The sequence below is a fragment of the Calothrix sp. CCY 0018 genome, assembly GCF_963920925.1.
In the GTDB taxonomy this organism is placed as follows: Bacteria; Cyanobacteriota; Cyanobacteriia; order Cyanobacteriales; family Nostocaceae; genus Rivularia.
This window is the reverse complement of record NZ_CAWUDI010000023.1, coordinates 1-18,554: the sequence shown is the minus strand read 5'-3', so window position 1 is coordinate 18,554 and position 18,554 is coordinate 1. Positions and strand designations below refer to the sequence as shown.

Genomic DNA, 18,554 nt, shown 5'->3' with positions numbered 1-18,554 from the left:
GTTTTGACTACACCAGCTCCTTGCATCTAATCTTTTTCTTTAGTCAAAGTTTAGTCAAGAAAAAATTTTACTGGTTTATGTCCCAAAACAACAGGGGGCTGTGGTCGGCTTTCTCTCATCATCATTAACTCAAATGCCCGTTGGTGATGGCGTTCGCTAATCCAGTGGTGATAAAGTTCGCTGTGTACTTGGTTGGAATGACCCATTTGTTGAGCAGCCAAGGAAATATCAAGTCCAAATTCCAAGGTACGCACCGCCCAACAGTGACGCAAGTTATATGGGGCAAAGGGAATGTGGCGTTTAAACCATACTGTAACCACATGTCCGACATCGGCATTCGCGCGATCGACGTTTACACTTGGTAGCTTTACGTTTTGCAAGTCAAACTGCTCAAACCATTCTGGATAACAAGGCCACACGCGCCGCGAGCCAGTTTTGGAGTTCTCCCCCACGTTGACAATGTAGTCGCCTTTTTCGATCGCGTTGAAATCCAAACGAAATACTTCGTGGTTTCTTAGACCGTAGGTTGCCAGCATCCCATATACCCAACGCCACGATTCATTTTCAATCTCAAAAAAATATTTGGCTATGGTCGCGTCATCCGGTAAATCTCGCGGTGTCGCTTTCTTTGGGGAATATTTTCCTTTGTAGGGCTTGAGGTTGATTTTAATTCCCGCAAAATCAGCTAGCGATTGCAGCCCCATACAGACCCGTTTACGGGTTCTAGTGTCCGGTCGAGTCGCGGTTACAACTTTTAGTATTGCTTCTTTGGTCAGCAGTTCATCTTGAGGTAGTTTGAGAAATACTCGCAGATATTCCACAGTCCATGTAGTTACTGTTTTGTGGTTGCGTTGACGGGTTTCAAAGTAGAAGTTTTCAAAGTCTACAATCAAATCTTTGATGTAGCGCACGAGTGGAGATTCAGGGGAACCTTGCAGATAAATTTCCCACTCGAAATCTTTACAAGCTAGCAGCCCCGCGAGTTTATACGCTTCTGCTTCTGCTCGCTTCACTCCCCTGCTATTCGCTTTTATCCCCAAAGCTATACGCTGTTGGGACGGTCTACTTTTGTCAGAGTTCGGCTTTGGGGGTAAGGTTGCACGTAAATATAGCTTACTTCCTAATTGCTCAACCCTTACTCCCATAAGTCCTTCGGCTAAGCGTTTGTTAATTGCGTTAAGTTCTTCAGCACTCATGACCAGTAAACCGAATTACCATCTTGATCGGTTGCATCACTAGCCGCGATGATGTCGTAGCCATCAACTTTTACTCCTCCAAAATCATCTTCAGTTGTAGGGTCTTCGGCTTTTGGGACTAACCATTTAATTTCCGGTGCCCCCGAATAATCTAGTTTTTTGGCAATACAGCCTTCCCCGCAATTTGGGCATTTATAAATAAAAATTAAATTACCCCCGTAGCTTCTGCATTGTTCGTATTGCATCGGAGCTTTTTTGCAGTATTGGCAAGTGACCTTCATGTTTCTATCTCTCCATAAGCTCAAATTCATTTAGACCAAACTTGGTAATAACTCTTCCTGTAGGAGAGGCGAAGGTAAAGTATGTTCTATCTGGCACGTCCGGGACTGACACTAGCGTGCATCCCTCAATCAACTTTGGTTTAAGTTCATTCATATCGTTCGACATCACCTCAACTCGGAAAAGGCGATCGCCTACCAACCCCCTTTCTAATTCCCAAATAGCACCTTCTACTTTCTCTCGAAAATGCGTGTAAGTTAGCCGCTCCCTTACCTGAATAAATTCGGATTGCCTCCCCTTCTTTTTATCGGGGGACAAATATTTTATATGGATGTGGGTTTGACCGCGCTGATAGCTCACTTCCCACTTACCAGTAATTCCTGAAATTTTTAATAGGTTATTTTGATTCTGGTCAAAACTGGGATGAAGCTCAATTAATTCTTTTTTTTCTTCTTTTTTATTTTCAACTTTTTTAGGGGGGGGTGGATCGAAATGCCCGAAACCTTTTCCCCTGCCCGAAATCTTTCGATCCACCCAACGATCCACCCCTCGATCCGGATCGAGGGGTGGATCGAAGGGTGGATCGAAATTCGTTACTTGCCCTTCGTTTTTTCGATCCACCCCGGTTTTTGGTGGATCGAAGGGTGGATCGTTGGGTGGATCGACTGTAACTACAGGCTTTGAGTAGTTATTATTATTTTTTAGATCAAGGGGTGGATCGAAGGGTGGATCGAAGGTTTTCTTTGGTATATCGTTGTCTTGGGCATTTCGATCCACCCCCCCTTCAAAATTTATATTTTTTTCTGCGATTATTTTTTTCCATAAACGAGGTCGGTATCCATTCGCTGCATATCCTCGTTCCTTGGTTGATTCCCATCCCAATATTTTTAAGCATTGATCGATCGTTCGTTCGTGGCGAGCTTCTCTTCTTCCTGGCTCTATCCCCAACGCCTCGAAAATTTCTTCTTTGTAGGTTTGAATTTTGTTAATGAGGAATGACTCAATAAATTCTTGCCAAGGATGAACCGCTTTAAATTGCTCGTTTTCTTTGTCTTGTAATTTGGCTTCATCCGAATATTCGGCAATGTAGTGGATATCTCCTTTCTTCCAGCAATAGTAAGCAGCAGCCCAAAGTTGATCTCGAATTGCTTCTAGTTTGGCGATATTAATTTCTTGGTTAACGTTGATAATCCAAAATCTACGGTTACGCCCTGAAGGGTCTTGCAAAATTTCGGGATTGTTGGTGGTGCCGACAAACACGCAGCCGCGCTTATGTTTTGAGATGGTTCGTTCGTAGGGTTTACGAAAGGAATCATTCCTTTGAGCCAGGAATTTCTTCAATGATTCAATATCTTTATGCTTGTAGACCGTCGCAAATTCCGACCATTCTAGACACCAGTATTCGTGAATCAACATCTTTTCATCTTTAGCGTTGGAGTCGTCGATCGAATCAGAAAACCAATCCTCCCCGAATAACGCACTCCAAAATGTTGACTTTTTAATTCCTTCAGCACCGTGGAGAATTACCGCGTTGTCCATCTTGGTTCCGGGTCTCATCATTCTCGCTACCGACCCGATCAGAAATCGCTTCATATATATGTTGCAAATTTGCGAATCGTTGCCGAATAGTTCGGTGGCTAAATTGTCGATTATTGTTAGGTCTACGTCGTGGTAGCTTTCTGCTACATCTTGCAAGTATTCTCTTATGGGATGATAGCGATGTTGTTTTGATAATGCTCGGATGGCTGTTACCGAGTCATCTTTGCTGACATCCATATCGAGTTCTAGCGCGATTTTGATTCTTAATTCATCGGCTTCTAATTGTTCAAATCCAAGCTCGGGGAGTTGGGATAGCTCATTCCACCTTAAAAACCCACCCCACGCAGTTTGAATAGTTTCTACAGCTCTTGCTAATTTCGATTTCTTGCGATTTTTGATCTGCTCCTGTTTGGCGCTCCAAGATAGATCGTTGTCTTCTTTCCACTCCTCAATTGTTTGAGCGTGAGTAACTAATTTCTCAAATGCTTCTACCGAGTTAGTGACTATATAATCATCAACTCCCTTAGCATCCCCTTCGGGAAGAGAAATTACCATTACTTTGCTACCTGTAGCGCTCAAGTCCCTTGCTAATCCCTCAAGGGCTAATTGTACCGGACGCTTGGTAATAACATCATTGTCGAAACACAAGTAAAAAGTTCTGCCGAATCCACAGAATTGATTTATTAGTTTGTGTAACTTACCTTTCTTCCTACAGGCACTAACTCCAGGAATACTAATACAAGCATAACCATTACTTAATAAGCACGCAGCTTTTTTAGCACCTTCTGTAATTATTATTGGTATTCCTAAATCTTGTATTACTTTTAACCAATAATCGAAATCATCAACTTTTAAAAACAGTGGCGCTGCTCCATAATCCCAAGTACCAATATATTTTTGAGTTTTACCATTCTTGATTTCTGGATTGTCCGGCTTGGCTTGGATTCCAAGCCATTCTCTTTCTCCTGTAAGCGGGTTAACACCATGCACCAACCATGCTGGTACCAGCTTATCTGAGTGTTTCCATTTCCTATGAGTATTTCGATTTAAAGCTTTATCAAGTTCTCTTGCATCTAATTCAGTATAAATATTAGCCGCAATTATTGATGGTTTAACCCCGGAATTTACCCACTCTTCCCAATGCTTTGTAGAGATGTATTCTGGCTTACAAATCGCACTTTCTGTTCTATCTTGTGCTACAATCATGTTAATAATAAACCTATTTTGTGTTATTCTTGGGTGCCTCTTCGCATCCTATTTTTTTTCCAATTTTAGTTGTCATAATTCTTGTAAGTATTTTCAAAGTCATTGATTATCTCTTGCACTCCTTCTTTCCCACCTTCGGTTTCTTCAATCATTGTGGGTAAAGAAGCGATTAAAACTCCTGCTGCAAAGGTTGCCCTTACTCTGTCAGTTCGGAATTCTTTTTCTATGTAATCAACGAGTTTAATTAATAAGTCACCCGTGGTATAGGAAGTTTGTTTGAGTAATTCGTTAGGGTTCTTGGTCATATTTAAAAAGGTATTCCATCATCAAAAACTTCATGTTTCAACCCATGAACACGACAAAATTCTCCTACCGCTAGATAAGGAGTAAGTACGTAAAATGAGGGTTTGTTTAGCGATAGTTGTATTTGGAGAAACAAGCTAAATTCTGGGTTATAACTGACCGAAATAAAAACTATTTTGGTGAAACCAGCTTCAAAACACTTAAAATCGGGATGATGAACCGCAGCCCATCTCCACAAACGCAAGTGTAAAGTTAGTTGTCCGAGCTTAGGACCGATCGCGTTCCAGGTCCCAAATAGCTTTCTCCAGACACCACTTATCCGACTTTTCTGGATTACAGTTTTTGGCGTATTTAACGAGTCGCGTTGCTGTTGCTTGGTCATAGCGCACAAGCTCCAGCAATCTGTGGTATTCTTTGGAGTTGCAATAACCCAATTGACTCGAACGTTTGGAACGATACGACTTGGTTCTCTTTCGGTTGTAACTTGGAAGTTTTATCGCAAGAATGTGGGTTAAATCCCAAAACAGAAAAGCTGGAAGTCCGTAAGTTTCCTCGTAGGCTAGCAATAAAAGCCAAGCGCCTACTGCGAAACCTAGTACTGTAAGGATTAAAATTAAGTTCATGGTTTTGGTAGTGACATCTACCACTACCATGCGTTAACCCTTTGATTTTTGTAATCGGAGGGTTTTCGTATTTTTGTCTTTTGCAATATTTAGGTGTTTTCAACAAACTTCTCCTATTCTTTATAAGCCAAACTATTCACACTCACTTTTTTTTTATGAAGCTCCTGGAGCTTCTTTTTTTTTGCCTCCACAACCTCAGACCTCTATTCTTCCAGTCTTACAAGTATGTACTGTTTCGCCTAAGCGCTTATCGATAGACACTTAGGTATGAGCGGTTGTGATGTCGCACAACCACTCAATTGTTGTTTACCAAGTCGCTGAATTTCGCAAGCTTATTTTTAAGCGTGCAAAATTCAGCGCTTATATGATATTATGCCTAAAGACGAAACAAATCAAGTGGAGCGTAAAACTGCCTTGAAATCTTTGAGGGAGGCTGCCGAATTAACCCAATCTCAAGTAGCCTATTGGCTAAACAAAGATGTATCTACAATCCGCCGTTGGGAAAGTGGTAATGAACCGGCTTTAACACACCAAGAATGGTTGAAATTGTGTGAGTTGTTTAAGATCAACTTCTACGATCTTCCAAAGTTTTTAAGTGCTTATACAGACAATCCAAGCGAACACCCACAAGTGACCGAATAACGGCGAAACCGCTAAGTAAGCAGTAGCCCGTCCTTGTATGGTTAATACCTAAAAAAAGTTGGGGAAGTACGCGCCACTCCCCCAACTCGGATCGTAATCATGAAAAAATCAACGGATTCAATATAACACCCGTAAATCGTAGCGTCGTGGGGTGTTGAGAATAAAAAAAGGAGTACGCGCCACTCCTAGACTTAGTAATTGAATATGACTTGCCCAATGTAATCCATAAATCGTAGCGTCGTAGGGCCTTGGGCATTGGGAGTTAGAGAGTAAGGACTGCTACTCGCAATAGCAGCCACAAACGTATAACACCACTATTTTACCAATGAACAAACCACTTGGTTATTACACCAATTACATTCCAAATAACAAGGGACTTCTTCATGACATACAAGAGAGGTACGGTTCCTACCTTCAAGGGATAACAGTCCGCGAAAAACTCTACTTAATCCAAGAACTTTCGAGAGACTTATCACTGAGAGCTTCTGGGGGAGAAATTCGTGCTGAGATGCATTGGCTCCAGTACGATTTGATCAAACAGCTTGACCCTAGCGACAAAGAAGGAATGATCCAAGCGCTAATCGATCAAGTAAGGAGTTTGTAGCGTGGGTCAATCCCGAATAACTTTATCACCCGAAGTAGAGGCTTTGGCAGATGACTTATGCAGAACAACCGGGTGCAGTAACCTTGCAAGTCTTTTCGGCTTAATGTTAACTCGCTACGGAACCCACTTAAGGCATACGTGGCAGGTGACTAGCTTTGAGCATCCAAAACCGCTTGAACGGTTCAATATTCCATCGCTTGAACAGCCGCCAAGCCACCATGACGGAGAAGATGACCCGGTGATACGCCGAATCGCCGGACTAGTAGATAACTTTTGAAAAACGCAACCGCTTGGATGAAAGCGAGCGGTTGCACCTATAGCAATTATGAAATTACCAAAACACCAACAGTTTAGCAATTTGCTGTCTGATGTTGGGATAAAGCCTGTAAACGTAATGTTTGGGGGCTTGATTCTTGCATCACTCGTTGCGAGTATCCCGTCGTTAGGAAAACATCAAGCCAGAGTTAGTGTAATTCGTGCTGAAATAAAACAACAGCAAGATATTGCAGAAGAATTGGAACGTCAACTTAGTCACGAACAGCGTCAAGCTGCTGTTGCGAATCAAAGATACAAATCATGTCTTCCAGTAGTCGGTGACAAGTACAAAAATGAAACTCACTACTTTGCAGGGATAAAGCATGGGGACAAGCCAAAAGATAAAATTACCCGCGAATATCTGCCAACTGGAGCTATTGTTTGTGATGCTCACGGTAACACCGCTGTTATCGATCGCAATGGTGCGGTTTCGTATTTGGCGTTTACGGGCGATCGCGATGTAGTCCAAAAACGCTTGAATCGTTTTCGTGGTTCGCAATACAGTCAACCAGTCATAGGTAATTAGATGGTACAAAAATACCCGAATCCACCAAGCCCGAATACTTCGCAAAAATCACCCCTAGTGCTACGGCTGCTAGTTTTCGTGATAACAGGAATTATTGTCTCAATAATTTTGACCAATGTAAAACCCTATGAAATCATTGCTACAAGGTATTTCTCTGGAATTTCTTACTCGGAAATTACCAATTTTATTTTAAATATTTGGGTGATAGGTGCGATATTTGGCTTGCTGCTGAAATTCATCAATATTGGCTTAGGATTTTTGCTTTGGGCGTTCATCCAAATATTAGAAATCATCCCAATGGAATTACTTGGGCATGAAAGATTCCTAGATAAAAATATTGAAAAAGCTGGCAATAGCTATGCTTCTGTTCAAGATGATTCGTGGGAGGTAAAGTTTGCTAAAAAACTTCGGAACAGCCTTAGTACGGAAGTATTGCGATTCTTGATTCTACTAGGGGTATGCGTTTACGTTGTAGATTTTTTCGCTTGCTTAACTGTGTTTCCTCCGGTGCAAGGCGGGGGGAATGTTTGGAAATTATTCGATGTAGTCCAGTATCAGCAATTCTCCCAAATTGATTGGGGGAATATTCTACGAGCAGTAACAACCGTTGGAGCCGTTCAATTCCTTCTGAAGTTACGTAAAATTATCGTTCAAGTTATTTCCGATTTGAACTAATCAAAAAAGCGGGTTGAGGCCTAACAGATCAACCCGCTTCTAGAAACTTTTTAACTCTAAATTAATAATGACAAACTTTGATCCAGAAGGCGACTTCAAAGACGTTGAAGCCTGGGAGTTAATAGCCGAAAGCAAAGCGTTGAATTCGGGTATGAGCGCAAAGATAATTGCAGGAGTACTGATTGGTGGTGTCGGGGTTGCTTTCGGCGTAGAGCTATTGGGTGGTGTCGTAGCTGCATGGTGTCTCAAGTCGGCTTGGGATGCTTCAAAAAATATTGGTAAAAGGTTACGATTGGTTCGCGAATGCGGATGCAGTGCTTTCGTACTAGATGAAGATAATTTTAGAATTTACCTTAAGCAATTTGGATCGCAAACTGTATCGGAAGAGTTAAAGTTTGTAAAGAGTACTGGAGCGGAGTTATCCCCGTTCGCTGAAAATTATCTGAGGACTAGCAATCAGCCGCTTTTAGACCAAGAACAATTAGGCGAACTTTTTGAACCAAAACCCGACCTTGAAACTCCGGCGGTAATTTTTGATTCTCCTATTAATCCCTCCACGAACACCCAAGTAGAAAAGTGGGAAGAGCGCGATCAAAGTTTTGATATTAAAGATATTATTCGCGATCGCATTCCCAACCTTTTTATCGTTGGCTTGGGTCGTAGCGGGAAAGGAATGCTTTTAGCGAATCTTCTGCGTCAGTTACAACAATCAAGGCGCGAACGTAAAGTATTTTTAATCAACGGAAAAGACGACTCCAAGGAATACGGGTATTTTGATGGAGTCGTAGCTGTTGAGAAAAGATTGGATTGTGATGCAGCTAGCGCTTCTGCTGTAGCTGCTTTTATCGAATCTGCGCTAAACGATTATGATGCATTCGTCGCTGAAAACAGCGGTGGTTTACTTGTGGTAGATGAAGGAACGATTATCGGAGCCAAACTGAAAACAGCTAAAGCTTCAAACTTACTCAATGACCGCATTGTCGGCATTACTTCAAGTGGCGACAGCACAGGTAAAAATATTTGGTTTGTGGTTCAATCACCCTACGCAGGTGGGAATGGTTCCGATCTCACTTCACTATCTCAGTTGACTAAGATTGCTTTAGTCCATAAAACCAATTTAGGAGTTATTTCGGACTGGAAACAAGCAAGAATATTTAAGAATTTTGATGTAGAGGAAATAGTTGATTTAATCGAAAAATCCGAAGTAGATCGAGCTATTTATTACGGGGGAACTACTCAGTGGTATTCAATGCAGAAATTACAAAATTATTCGGCTTACGATAGGGACACGCAGACGCACCTCCAAGACATAAAGTCGGCTGAACATAGTAATCATGAAACATCGATTGAATCTTTAAAACAGCAATTCAAACTATCAGAAGAAGCTCAAAAGATTTTATATTGGTTAATAAATAAGAACAGCAAGGACTGGCTTTATTACAAAAATTATAAAGACAATAAGCGGGATATTTCTTTTAATGTAATGCTTAGCCGGCTCGGTCTATTGACTGACGAGCATAAACTGAACGATGTCTTTACTGAATTGCTTGAACTTGAAAAAATAGATATTTCCGACGATGATTTAGGAATAAGACTACTGTAAAATATCTGCTACTGCTACTGCAACAAAACCTTGCAACCCCTGTAGCACCGTTCTGTAGCAATGTTTTTTAGACTTACTCTTTGTAGCGGTAGCAGTGTAGCAAGCTTAAAACGTAATACTAATTGCATAAAAGATAAATCTCAAATGCTAAATAATCTAGACCAAAAACTTTGTCCTAAATGTTTGACCGTAGCTACTCGTAATGACGATTTTGGATTTCATAAATGCCCTGCGTGCGAGAACACTTGGGCATATGACAAAGACGATCCAGATTATGACGAATTGGTTGCAGCACTTTGTCCATTTCACGACCAAGGTAGCTGCTCAAATAATATGAGAACCTATCCAAAGTGTGAAGATTGCCCCAATAGAAATTTGAACTAAAAAAGCGATTACTTTAATAATAGTAACCGCTAAAAGTGGGTGCATTCTTCATATCAAGCGTCAAGTCATGAAGCTATTGTAACAAACCTTTTACAATAGCTTCTGCCATCTTATCGGCATTAAACAAATTCATATCTCGTTGGCTATCGCAGAAGCAACCTTCAATCAAAATTGCTGGCATCGAGGTATATCGAAGAAAATAAAACCCACGACTTTTTACGCCGCGATTAGCAAATCCAAGTGAAGATATTTCGTTTACTACTTTTTGAGCGATCGACTTACCTCTGCTACTTATTGCATAGACTTCTGTCCCGTGAGCGTGCCTGTTAAAAGCATTAAAGTGAATACTGATAGCAACATCCGCTCTACTTTCATTAGCGGTGTTAACCCGTCGTCGAAGTGAATCATTTACAGAGCTTGCCCAAGTTGGTTTGCACTCTGCAACTTGATGACCCGCTTTACGTAACCTGTAAATAACATTTTCCCCAACTGCCATAATCAAATCATTTTCGCGCTTGATGCCAACAGCGCCACCGTCAAGACTAATATTGTGACCTAAGTCAATTGCATATTTCATGAGTTATCTTTTGTTTGTTAAATTGATTAAAAATTGAAATTATTTATTTGAGTTCTTGCTGGCTGGATTTAACTGTCCAAAATAACCTCCTAGTCCAAAACTAATTATGTCGGCGAACTTTGGGCGAAAATTTGGATCAATAACGGCTAGTCCTACGCCACCAAAAACCAAAGATAGGACAACCAAGCTCCTAACGCTTAGCTTCTGAAGTATTGAAGTCATTTTTTCTATCCTTCTTTTTTTAAATTACTTAAAACAGATTTGACCTCTAAAATATCTCTTTCAGCGGTATCGAATCGGTGATCAAATTCGACCAAAATTGTATTCAATGACTGCTGAATCTGTTCGTAATTACGCCTAAGATGTGCAAAGTCACGCTCTAGCCCATACTTGCGTTTTTCGGTATTGGCATACCAAAAGGCAGTCGCAACGATGCCACTAATAGTGGTAAGTAGCAAGCTACCAGCCGCAATTAAATCGGCAATATTAAAACTTCTCAAAATCTTAAAAAGGGATTTTTAACCGTTGATTATCGTATCAATTTTTGACTCAATCCTAGATAGTTCGTTATCGCGTACTTCTTCTACTTGGGCGAATAATTCGTTTGTAAAAACACCGCTGTATGACCAGATAGCTAAATTAATATTCTTGATCCAAGTGTAAGGCTCAAAAATCAATTCGTAATCAGTATTATACCGGGGGAAGTGAAGTAATGAACTACGATTTATTCTAAGTCGATTATAGTTCAAAGCAGCCGTTGGTACAGGGCTGGCAACGTTTGACATTGAGATTCGCTGCGATAAAACACCGCTGAATCGCCAAGTAAATTTAGCTCCATCAGATAAAGTTCGTATTATTAAAAGCGGGCTATCGAAAGTTATTGGTATCTCAAAAACTGGCAAAGGACGGTAGCCACCAGCCGCGTCATACAATACGGTTTTACTATCTGTATATACTTGTTGCCAATTGTTATCGTTTTTTAAGTCAGCTAAATAATCGCTCACATTATTGAAGCAAAGTTTTGATCGCTTGTTTCTAAATAATCATCTATATCAACATTACAAACTTCTAAAATATCGAGGTAGTCATTCCAAGATATCTCAGCACTGAGAAATCGCTCCAGCGCCAAGCTAGATACTTCTTCTTGCTTGATTAGATAGTTGATTTCATCACAAGAAAGTTTGCGAGTAGGGATGTAGATACCTACTCGCAAGGCATCATTAAACATTATCTAAAACGTTCCGGTTGGTAGGTGACTACTCTATTCGCAGCCTGAGCACTTGCTAAAAGAGCAGCTTTTGCTTCTGAATAGACCGCTTCACCTGTGGTACGACCAAAGGGGAACGTGTAGGAGCTAGCAGCTCTTTTTCTGTATTTTCTACCCGTAAGCTTACTCTCTCCTGCTGTCGTAGTGGTTCCAACGACTGCAACCGTTATTTTTGCGGGTTGAAAGTTAGATACGTTAGTACCGGAAGAGATATCCGTTTTTATTCCCAATTCTGCTGCGGTTATTCCAGCAGCAGAAATATTTGTTTCTGCGCGAGCAGAAAGATCAACAATATACTCTGTTGTATCAGCGGAAGCAAAAGCAAAAGGTTTAACGGTCACTCGCTTAAGGTCGCCCGGACGAGATCCAGCGTCACGATCGCCATACTCAACGGCTCGCTTACCCGATTTCCAATCCTGGTAAAATCTCAGCTGCGACCCGGTAGGAGCTTCAGAAGTTGATTCGGTATCAGTACCTTTGGGGTTGAGGTACTTTAGGGCAGCGTCTAAATTGTTAAAGCGTTTGGGCATTTTTTCAAATTTATAAAGCGGTTAATTGCAATATCTTAACTTGCTTATTATTTTTCTAACACAAGATTTTAGTACTTAGAAATAGGGGGAAATCTTATAAGGTTTCTGCACATATTTTTTGCACCTAAACTCGATGTATCACACTTCTTAAGTATCCAGAAGCGTCAACTAGATTAATGGGATTTGCTAAACCAAATACAAATAATTTGGCGTGCTGAAATTTTACGTCTGCCCTCGGTCTGTCGCGAGACATTTTTCGCTGTCTTCCGTACACTCTTTGGGTTGGAGGTACAGCAGGGAAATTTCGGTCATGGTCATTAAAAGCGTATTTATTCTCATCAAATGAGTGTCCTTGAATATCGAGAATCTTATTCACAATTCGTTTTGATTCGGCGTTATTTTTACTCAGTAATTTTAACCGATATCCTTTATCAACATCAGTATAACTTGAGTAATACCACCCTTTCTCCCAAATCAATAATGGGTTAGTAAATAAGTTTTTTATCTTTAAAGCTAACTGTTCGGCTTTGGTTCGAGAAATTGATTCGCTCGTTTCATCCATCAACCTGAAACTAATTTCACCTGTTACCGGACGATAATCTGGATCGTAAGTTGCGGCTGTCACCGATTCCTTGAAAAACATTTGTATTTGCGGTCTGTATTTAGTCAAGCTAACTCGCGTAAAATCTGGTGCGATTATTACGTTTGGTTGCAAGGCTTGAGCCTGTCCCACAATAAATTCAAACAACCACATTCTCATTGTCATTACGGGTATGGGGTCATCATCTTTGATTAAACAGCTATGCTTGAGCCTCGCTTTGGGAGAACTAACATCGTTATCCGCCTGATTCTTGAACCAAGCTTGAATTTTTTTATTGAATTCTCGCCTGACTATATCGGTAAGATTTTCTACCTCGTTGAAATCTGCTGGTAAAGCCATTATTCGTCTGGCTCCTTGTCTGCATCACCACTGATTTCGGGAACCGCTGGAAACGTCGAAGCGGTTTTTTGAGCTACTTTGACATCAAGGACGGGCTTGTTGTCGATTCGTGGCTTGGGTGGCAATTCTTCAGTAGCTTTTTTGAATTCGTCGAGTTGCGTTTTTATCTCGTTAGCATTTTGAGTTATTGATAAAACCTCAGATGTAACCATTTCAATTCCGCTCGCGGCTTCTTCTAAATTTTGCAACCGCTGCATCCAAACTGATTGGGCGTTAACCTGTTCAGGCATCCACTTGTAAGCGTCTGGAGCAATCACCTGATAAGTTTTTAAAGCGTTACCAATTTTACCTGTGTTTTCAGCTGTAAATTCAGCAACATTACGTACTGAATCTGTCATCGAGCGGACGCTATCAACCATATTTGCAGCGCTTTGGTAAACGCGATTTGCGCGCTTAAACTGTGCGTTTAATGCAGTTACGTTCTCGGCTCCAAACAACGAATTTGCAAACCCAAGCAGCAAGGAATCGACTACTCCTTTAGTACTAATTTCAGCTCCTTTTTCATCCTTTATTTTTATACCAACAGCATTAAGTATGTTATCAGTGGCGCTAAATAGAGTTTGAGCAAGGTTATTACTTAGCATCAAGCCGTTGTGGAAAGTCCCGGCAAGGTTAGCGAGTGCTAGCGCTCGATCGACTAATTTATTTTCAAAAATATTCTTGACCGCACCCGACAAGCCACCTGTAATTTGACTACCTAACTTTAAATCTACTTTTTTAAGTAGTGCAAGCTGAGCGGCGTTTGCACCTGCATTAAATTTATCAAGTATACTTTGTCCCCAATTGTTAGTATTTTGATTAATTGTATTAGCGGTATTTCCTAAAGCATTACTCATGCATCCACCAGGATTTGTTGATCGGCATACACCCGCACTTGCAGCCGCCTCAATTTGAGAGCCAGTAAGCGGTTTTGGCATTTTATTTACCGTGTCTCCTGGCACCCTTGCAATTAACGGGGGAATTAGAGATACCCTTTGTAGCAAGTCGTTATACTGAGCTTGATTCACGTCTTTACCATCTTTACCATCTTTACCATCCTTGCCTGGTAGTCCGTTTAGTCCTGGCTTACCCGCTATCCCTGGTAGTCCGTTTGCTCCTGGCTTACCCGCTGGCCCCGGTAGTCCGTTTGCTCCTGGCTTACCCGCTATCCCCGGCAGTCCGTTTGCTCCTGGTTTACCCGCTATCCCCGGCAGTCCGTTTAGTCCTGGTTTACCCGCTATCCCCGGTTTGCCCGCTGGCCCAGGCTGAGCTTTAAATTGCAAAGCTTTATTAGCGGTGTTTTGTGCGTTGGTAGCTGTAGATTTAATTTGAGAGAGTTGGTTAGATAGATTAGCAAGATTAGCCCTTGGATCGATAGATGCAATTTTATTATCCAGCCTTGATATTTTTCCTTCTAGTATGCTTCTACCATTTCTAACTTCATATAAAGCGTCGTTTCCAATTTTATAAGCTTCTCGCGAATCATCGAAACTTTGATTAACTTTACGTGCTAACTCTGCGTTTTGAGAAATAATTTCATTTTGTAATTGACTAAAATCGCTAGTAAGATTAGATAACTTTGAATCTAATTTGCTTCTACCTTCACGAGTCTCATAAAGCGCGTCATTAGCTTGTTTTTTTGCTTTGTCGGATTGTTCTCTTGCATCTACCGAGTTTTTAAAGCTGTCTTGGACTTGATTTAATAATCTGCCTTTTTCTTCTTCATACTTTTGAATGAATTTATCAAATGTTTCTCTAATTTTTCTGATAGATAAAGTATTATTTATTGCCCTTGTAAAGGCATCCCCTAAGTCCCTACTTTGAATGCCATCAATTTTTAACTGTGTCTCTTGTAGGTTTCCAATTTGATTGATAGTAAGTAATGATAACCCGATAGAAGCAAGACTTAATGCAAATCCAATTGCATTCGCTAGTCCTGGATTTACTTGCTTGTAATTGCCTTTTTTTAAGGCATCCGTAACCTTGCTAGCATTATCCGCTGTTTTTTTGACCGTATCGGCAACCTTGGCAACGTCCTTAACCCTTTTTGCAGTAAGGTTAGTTACCTTGGTTAGATTAGTTAATCCGTTACTGAACTTAGCAAAATAATTCCGTTGGATTCGTAAAATATCCCCAACACTATTTACTGTTTGAGTGAGGGAGGGGCTTGCAGGAATTGGCATACTATTTAAAGACAGAAAAAAGTTTAGAAAAATTCTTTAATAGGCTATTAAGAGATTTACCTGCCAAATCAAGCGCGTTAATATAGCGTTCAATTGCAGATACTTGTTGTTTGATTTTTTGTAAATCTCGGTTTAAATTATTGCTTTTATTATTTTGAACAGAACCGCTAAATTTAGAGATTTCTTTTTCGTTTTTAGCAATTCTATTTTCATGATTATTAACTTGCGGGATAATGTTTTTAATATCTCTATCGAGTCCCCCTACTTTACTATCAACCGAATTAATTTGACTTTTTAAGGCGTTTATTTGCTGCTGCAACTTTTCACAACAATCGCACTTTCCAGCACAATTTAAAGCTTGCTGAAGATTATTAATTGTGCCAGAAGCCATATTATCAAGTCCTCAATTACAGTTTTTTGTTTTTAATTTACTAGCAAAGTCTTGAATCTTTGCCCAGTCAGCATTGGCAATACACTTGCCGCTGCATCCTTCACCACAGACAACTTCGCATTCTTCAATTGTTTGATAAATTCCTGGCGTACCGTACTTGTCTTTTTTGACACAAGCCCCATTTATACAGTCGTAATAAATGTTCGGGTCAACGCATCCCTCACAAGGAGTTTGACTAACAATGCTGCTTGCTAGCAGATCATAATTACGCCAGTTACCTTCTAATTTTTCTTTTCCGCCGTTGTAGTAAAGATAAAAAGCGTCTTGAGAGCGATCTAATCCAATAGAGAATGGAGATGCGCGGCAACCACTGGTTCTAGCAATTGTTGTTCCGCTGCCTGTACGTCCTTTCTGGCGGTAAGTAATTGATACGCGAACTGTAAAACAACCCATTTTTAATAATCATCTGGATTAATAATTTGATTGGTATCAACCTTGCTCAAAGTCACCGTTAGCTGGTCGGTTCGGTAAGGAGTACTGTCTACGCCTCGATTTAAAAAACTAGGTAAACCATCATCAACAAGTACGCTTTGATCCAAGTTGGCATCGTAATTAGCTTGGGTGAGGTATTCGCGGGCTTTGAGCAACACGGCAATTAACAAACTCTCCCCCGTGTTGTTAGCGTCAGCCGTTAAACCAACTGCCGTTAAGTCGGTTTTATCAATTGTTAGAGAAGCTAAATCTTGAGATGCTCCGGTACCGAATATTTCTTGTAAAGTTGGTTCAGCCATTATAAGAAAGGTAATTAATAATACTTCAATTACTGTTTATACCAAGTTTTAGGTAAAGATTACCAACATCAATAAAATAGCGACCGCCAGCGATAAAAGCTAGCGGTCGCTAAAAGTGAGAAAATTCATCTGTTTTAATTCAATCCTTAGTCAAGAATTAGGCAAATTTTTGATAGCTTATAGTACCAATCTATAGGCCATAGGACTTACACGTCCTCGTGTCTTGTGACTGAAAATCCTCGTGTCACGAGTTCAAGTCTCGTTCCTGGCATACAACATCAAACCCCTAGCAGCTAACGCTTCTGGGGGTTTTTTAATGCAGCAAAAACCCCGTTTCAGCGATTCGAGGGGTGTGAATTGGGTGTAAAATTACCTCCACGTTGGATATTTTTGGGCGAGGTTGGACAATTTGTTGGGGTAAATCAGAGCGCGCTGATTCCAAGTCCAGCAAGGCAATAGAGAAAACCAGCGATCGCATTTTCTTTTTGTCTTCACTTGTAAATCCAGGAGTCACCTGTGGGTTCCCAAAAATCCAGGCATAAAGCAAGTAAGGGTACTGTCCAAATCAAAATTTCAAATGAGCGTTTACAGCTCGTTTTTAGTTTTGGGGGTAAACGTCATTATTTATCAACGGGTTTTACCGATACCAAAGCCAATCGCAAGCTCGCAGAAATGAAAGCCAAACAAATTGAGTTGGATATACTCTCCAACAATTTCGATATCACTTTGGTTCGGTACAAGCCGCAATCACAGCAAGATATCTTTATATCATCGGTAAAAAGTGAAATAGAAGCTACTGAGCAAACTTCTTCAGAAGGTTACGCTTCTTTATTAGTCGATTTGTGGGACAGTTATACCGAATACAAGCGCTCAAGTTTATCTCCGAGTACTTTGGCGAAGGATTACAAAAAAATTTATCGCCTAATTAACGTGCATCTGCCAGTGAAGACTTTGGATAAAGCTGTGGCGATTCGCGATTGGCTAATTGCCAATAGAAGTCCGTTATCTGCCAAAAAAATACTGACTCAGTTTTCGGCTTGTTGCAATTGGGCTGTGAAATCTCAAATAATTGAGGATAATCCGTTTGCGGATATGGCGAGCGATATTAAAGTACGACATGGTGATTCCGAGGAGACGGATATTAATCCGTTTAGTGTGGAGGAGCGCGATACTCCTTCGGAGTCACTTCGTGAACGCATTATCCAAGCATTTAAAGATAGCCGCTATTACACTCACTACGCGCCGTTCATTGAGTTTCTTTTCATCACAGGCTGCCGACCATCTGAAGCTGTAGGTTTGCAATGGAAGCATATTACTCCCTTCTCGCTAAAAGAATAGCTATTATGTAGTATGCCAAATTACATGATAGAGAATTTTATGATAGGAAGAAGTAATCTGTTTTCCCGGAAGACTCGGAAACTATTTCAAGACTCGGGAGAACCTCAAAAACAACAAATCACCACAAAGAAAATTCCTCTGTTGTACATACAAGCGATAGATTTGTTCTGTTTTTGAGGTTTACACGAATTATTTCATTATTGATAATTAATCTGTAATAAACGGAAAATAAAAATAAATAACATACAGGAATCATCCGCATATTTTTGAACAATAACTTAGCTAAAAAATGGCTGTACAAGTATTTTATTCTTAGTATAAATAGCTAGATAAAATTAGAATTACTATATTTATCATTAACAGGACTTACGCAACTGGCACAGTGCGATCGCCATTTAGTAGTGCGTATGTATTAAATCAGAAGAATGCGTTTCATAATTTTGTTACTAGAATTAGTAACAAAATTAATGATGTATTTCGTTGTTCAAAATTTTATGAGAAAATTGATATAGGGTGCATTGAAAAATTGATTAGCAATGAGATTTACCGTTCTTCAGTACCTAGTATGCTAAAAATACCATTAAAAGCTATAAGATGAAGAAA

The 18,554-nt window shown here is 40.4% G+C and carries 24 protein-coding genes; 8 read left to right on the top strand and 16 right to left on the bottom strand.

Features of this window, described 5'->3' with window-relative positions:
- Positions 1 to 50 precede the first annotated feature (50 nt).
- The 6 genes from ACM03V_RS17440 to ACM03V_RS17415 all read right to left on the bottom strand — a co-directional run bounded on the left by ACM03V_RS17440 (position 51) and on the right by ACM03V_RS17415 (position 5,249).
- Complete coding sequence (locus tag ACM03V_RS17440) at positions 51 to 1,196, bottom strand: site-specific integrase (protein ID WP_414622067.1); 1,146 nt, start codon at positions 1,194 to 1,196, stop codon at positions 51 to 53.
- On the bottom strand, positions 1,193 to 1,441 hold the full coding sequence (locus ACM03V_RS17435; RefSeq protein WP_414622066.1) for a hypothetical protein: 249 nt from the start codon (positions 1,439 to 1,441) through the stop codon (positions 1,193 to 1,195). The genes ACM03V_RS17440 and ACM03V_RS17435 overlap by 4 nt, the downstream gene beginning before the upstream one ends.
- A 40-nt stretch (positions 1,442 to 1,481) precedes the next feature.
- On the bottom strand, positions 1,482 to 4,220 hold the full coding sequence (locus tag ACM03V_RS17430; protein ID WP_414622065.1) for a VapE domain-containing protein: 2,739 nt from the start codon (positions 4,218 to 4,220) through the stop codon (positions 1,482 to 1,484).
- Positions 4,221 to 4,285: 65 nt separating this feature from the next.
- A complete protein-coding gene (locus ACM03V_RS17425; protein WP_414622064.1) occupies positions 4,286 to 4,525 on the bottom strand; it encodes a hypothetical protein in 240 nt (79 codons plus the stop codon).
- Positions 4,526 to 4,527: 2 nt separating this feature from the next.
- On the bottom strand, positions 4,528 to 4,905 hold the full coding sequence (locus tag ACM03V_RS17420) for a hypothetical protein (protein ID WP_414622063.1): 378 nt from the start codon (positions 4,903 to 4,905) through the stop codon (positions 4,528 to 4,530).
- A complete protein-coding gene (locus tag ACM03V_RS17415; protein ID WP_414622062.1) occupies positions 4,902 to 5,249 on the bottom strand; it encodes a hypothetical protein in 348 nt (115 codons plus the stop codon). The genes ACM03V_RS17420 and ACM03V_RS17415 overlap by 4 nt, the downstream gene beginning before the upstream one ends.
- A gap of 269 nt (positions 5,250 to 5,518) precedes the next feature.
- Between ACM03V_RS17415 and ACM03V_RS17410 the strand changes: the two genes are divergently transcribed.
- The 7 genes from ACM03V_RS17410 (at position 5,519) to ACM03V_RS17380 (ending at position 9,895) form a co-directional block, all read left to right on the top strand.
- On the top strand, positions 5,519 to 5,788 hold the full coding sequence (locus ACM03V_RS17410; RefSeq protein WP_414622061.1) for a helix-turn-helix transcriptional regulator: 270 nt from the start codon (positions 5,519 to 5,521) through the stop codon (positions 5,786 to 5,788).
- Between the two features lie 325 nt (positions 5,789 to 6,113).
- Positions 6,114 to 6,392, top strand: a complete 279-nt coding sequence (locus tag ACM03V_RS17405) for a hypothetical protein (protein WP_414622060.1) — start codon at positions 6,114 to 6,116, stop codon at positions 6,390 to 6,392.
- Position 6,393: 1 nt separating this feature from the next.
- Positions 6,394 to 6,669 (top strand): hypothetical protein, encoded by a 276-nt coding sequence (locus tag ACM03V_RS17400; RefSeq protein WP_414622059.1) that lies wholly within the window; start codon positions 6,394 to 6,396, stop codon positions 6,667 to 6,669.
- A gap of 48 nt (positions 6,670 to 6,717) precedes the next feature.
- On the top strand, positions 6,718 to 7,233 hold the full coding sequence (locus ACM03V_RS17395) for a hypothetical protein (protein WP_414622058.1): 516 nt from the start codon (positions 6,718 to 6,720) through the stop codon (positions 7,231 to 7,233).
- Positions 7,234 to 7,908: a hypothetical protein gene (locus ACM03V_RS17390; protein ID WP_414622057.1), complete on the top strand. Its 675-nt coding sequence runs from the start codon at positions 7,234 to 7,236 to the stop codon at positions 7,906 to 7,908.
- Between the two features lie 67 nt (positions 7,909 to 7,975).
- Positions 7,976 to 9,511 (top strand): hypothetical protein, encoded by a 1,536-nt coding sequence (locus tag ACM03V_RS17385; RefSeq protein WP_414622056.1) that lies wholly within the window; start codon positions 7,976 to 7,978, stop codon positions 9,509 to 9,511.
- A 60-nt stretch (positions 9,512 to 9,571) separates the two neighbouring features.
- A complete protein-coding gene (locus ACM03V_RS17380) occupies positions 9,572 to 9,895 on the top strand; it encodes a hypothetical protein (RefSeq protein WP_414622055.1) in 324 nt (107 codons plus the stop codon).
- 73 nt (positions 9,896 to 9,968) lie between these two features.
- Here ACM03V_RS17380 and ACM03V_RS17375 read toward each other — a convergent pair whose 3' ends face one another.
- From ACM03V_RS17375 to ACM03V_RS17330, 10 genes are all read right to left on the bottom strand, one after another.
- Positions 9,969 to 10,472 carry an N-acetylmuramoyl-L-alanine amidase gene (locus ACM03V_RS17375; protein WP_414622054.1) on the bottom strand — a complete coding sequence of 168 codons (504 nt, stop codon included), beginning with the start codon at positions 10,470 to 10,472 and terminating at the stop codon, positions 9,969 to 9,971.
- A 227-nt stretch (positions 10,473 to 10,699) separates the two neighbouring features.
- Positions 10,700 to 10,972: a hypothetical protein gene (locus ACM03V_RS17370; RefSeq protein ID WP_414622053.1), complete on the bottom strand. Its 273-nt coding sequence runs from the start codon at positions 10,970 to 10,972 to the stop codon at positions 10,700 to 10,702.
- 18 nt (positions 10,973 to 10,990) lie between these two features.
- A complete protein-coding gene (locus ACM03V_RS17365; RefSeq protein ID WP_414622052.1) occupies positions 10,991 to 11,476 on the bottom strand; it encodes a hypothetical protein in 486 nt (161 codons plus the stop codon).
- Positions 11,473 to 11,700: a hypothetical protein gene (locus tag ACM03V_RS17360; RefSeq protein ID WP_414622051.1), complete on the bottom strand. Its 228-nt coding sequence runs from the start codon at positions 11,698 to 11,700 to the stop codon at positions 11,473 to 11,475. The genes ACM03V_RS17365 and ACM03V_RS17360 overlap by 4 nt, the downstream gene beginning before the upstream one ends.
- On the bottom strand, positions 11,700 to 12,269 hold the full coding sequence (locus ACM03V_RS17355; protein WP_414622050.1) for a hypothetical protein: 570 nt from the start codon (positions 12,267 to 12,269) through the stop codon (positions 11,700 to 11,702). The genes ACM03V_RS17360 and ACM03V_RS17355 overlap by 1 nt, the downstream gene beginning before the upstream one ends.
- A 124-nt stretch (positions 12,270 to 12,393) precedes the next feature.
- Positions 12,394 to 13,209: a hypothetical protein gene (locus ACM03V_RS17350; RefSeq protein WP_414622049.1), complete on the bottom strand. Its 816-nt coding sequence runs from the start codon at positions 13,207 to 13,209 to the stop codon at positions 12,394 to 12,396.
- Entirely contained in the window at positions 13,209 to 15,431 is a 2,223-nt protein-coding gene (locus tag ACM03V_RS17345; RefSeq protein WP_414622048.1) for a hypothetical protein, read from the bottom strand. The genes ACM03V_RS17350 and ACM03V_RS17345 overlap by 1 nt, the downstream gene beginning before the upstream one ends.
- Position 15,432: 1 nt before the next feature.
- Entirely contained in the window at positions 15,433 to 15,750 is a 318-nt protein-coding gene (locus ACM03V_RS17340) for a hypothetical protein (protein ID WP_414622047.1), read from the bottom strand.
- Positions 15,751 to 15,834: 84 nt separating this feature from the next.
- Positions 15,835 to 16,275 carry a hypothetical protein gene (locus tag ACM03V_RS17335; protein ID WP_414622046.1) on the bottom strand — a complete coding sequence of 147 codons (441 nt, stop codon included), beginning with the start codon at positions 16,273 to 16,275 and terminating at the stop codon, positions 15,835 to 15,837.
- A 2-nt stretch (positions 16,276 to 16,277) separates the two neighbouring features.
- Entirely contained in the window at positions 16,278 to 16,613 is a 336-nt protein-coding gene (locus ACM03V_RS17330) for a hypothetical protein (protein ID WP_414622045.1), read from the bottom strand.
- Between the two features lie 516 nt (positions 16,614 to 17,129).
- Between ACM03V_RS17330 and ACM03V_RS17325 the strand changes: the two genes are divergently transcribed.
- Complete coding sequence (locus ACM03V_RS17325) at positions 17,130 to 17,951, top strand: Arm DNA-binding domain-containing protein (RefSeq protein WP_414622044.1); 822 nt, start codon at positions 17,130 to 17,132, stop codon at positions 17,949 to 17,951.
- The last annotated feature ends 603 nt before the right edge of the window (positions 17,952 to 18,554 follow it).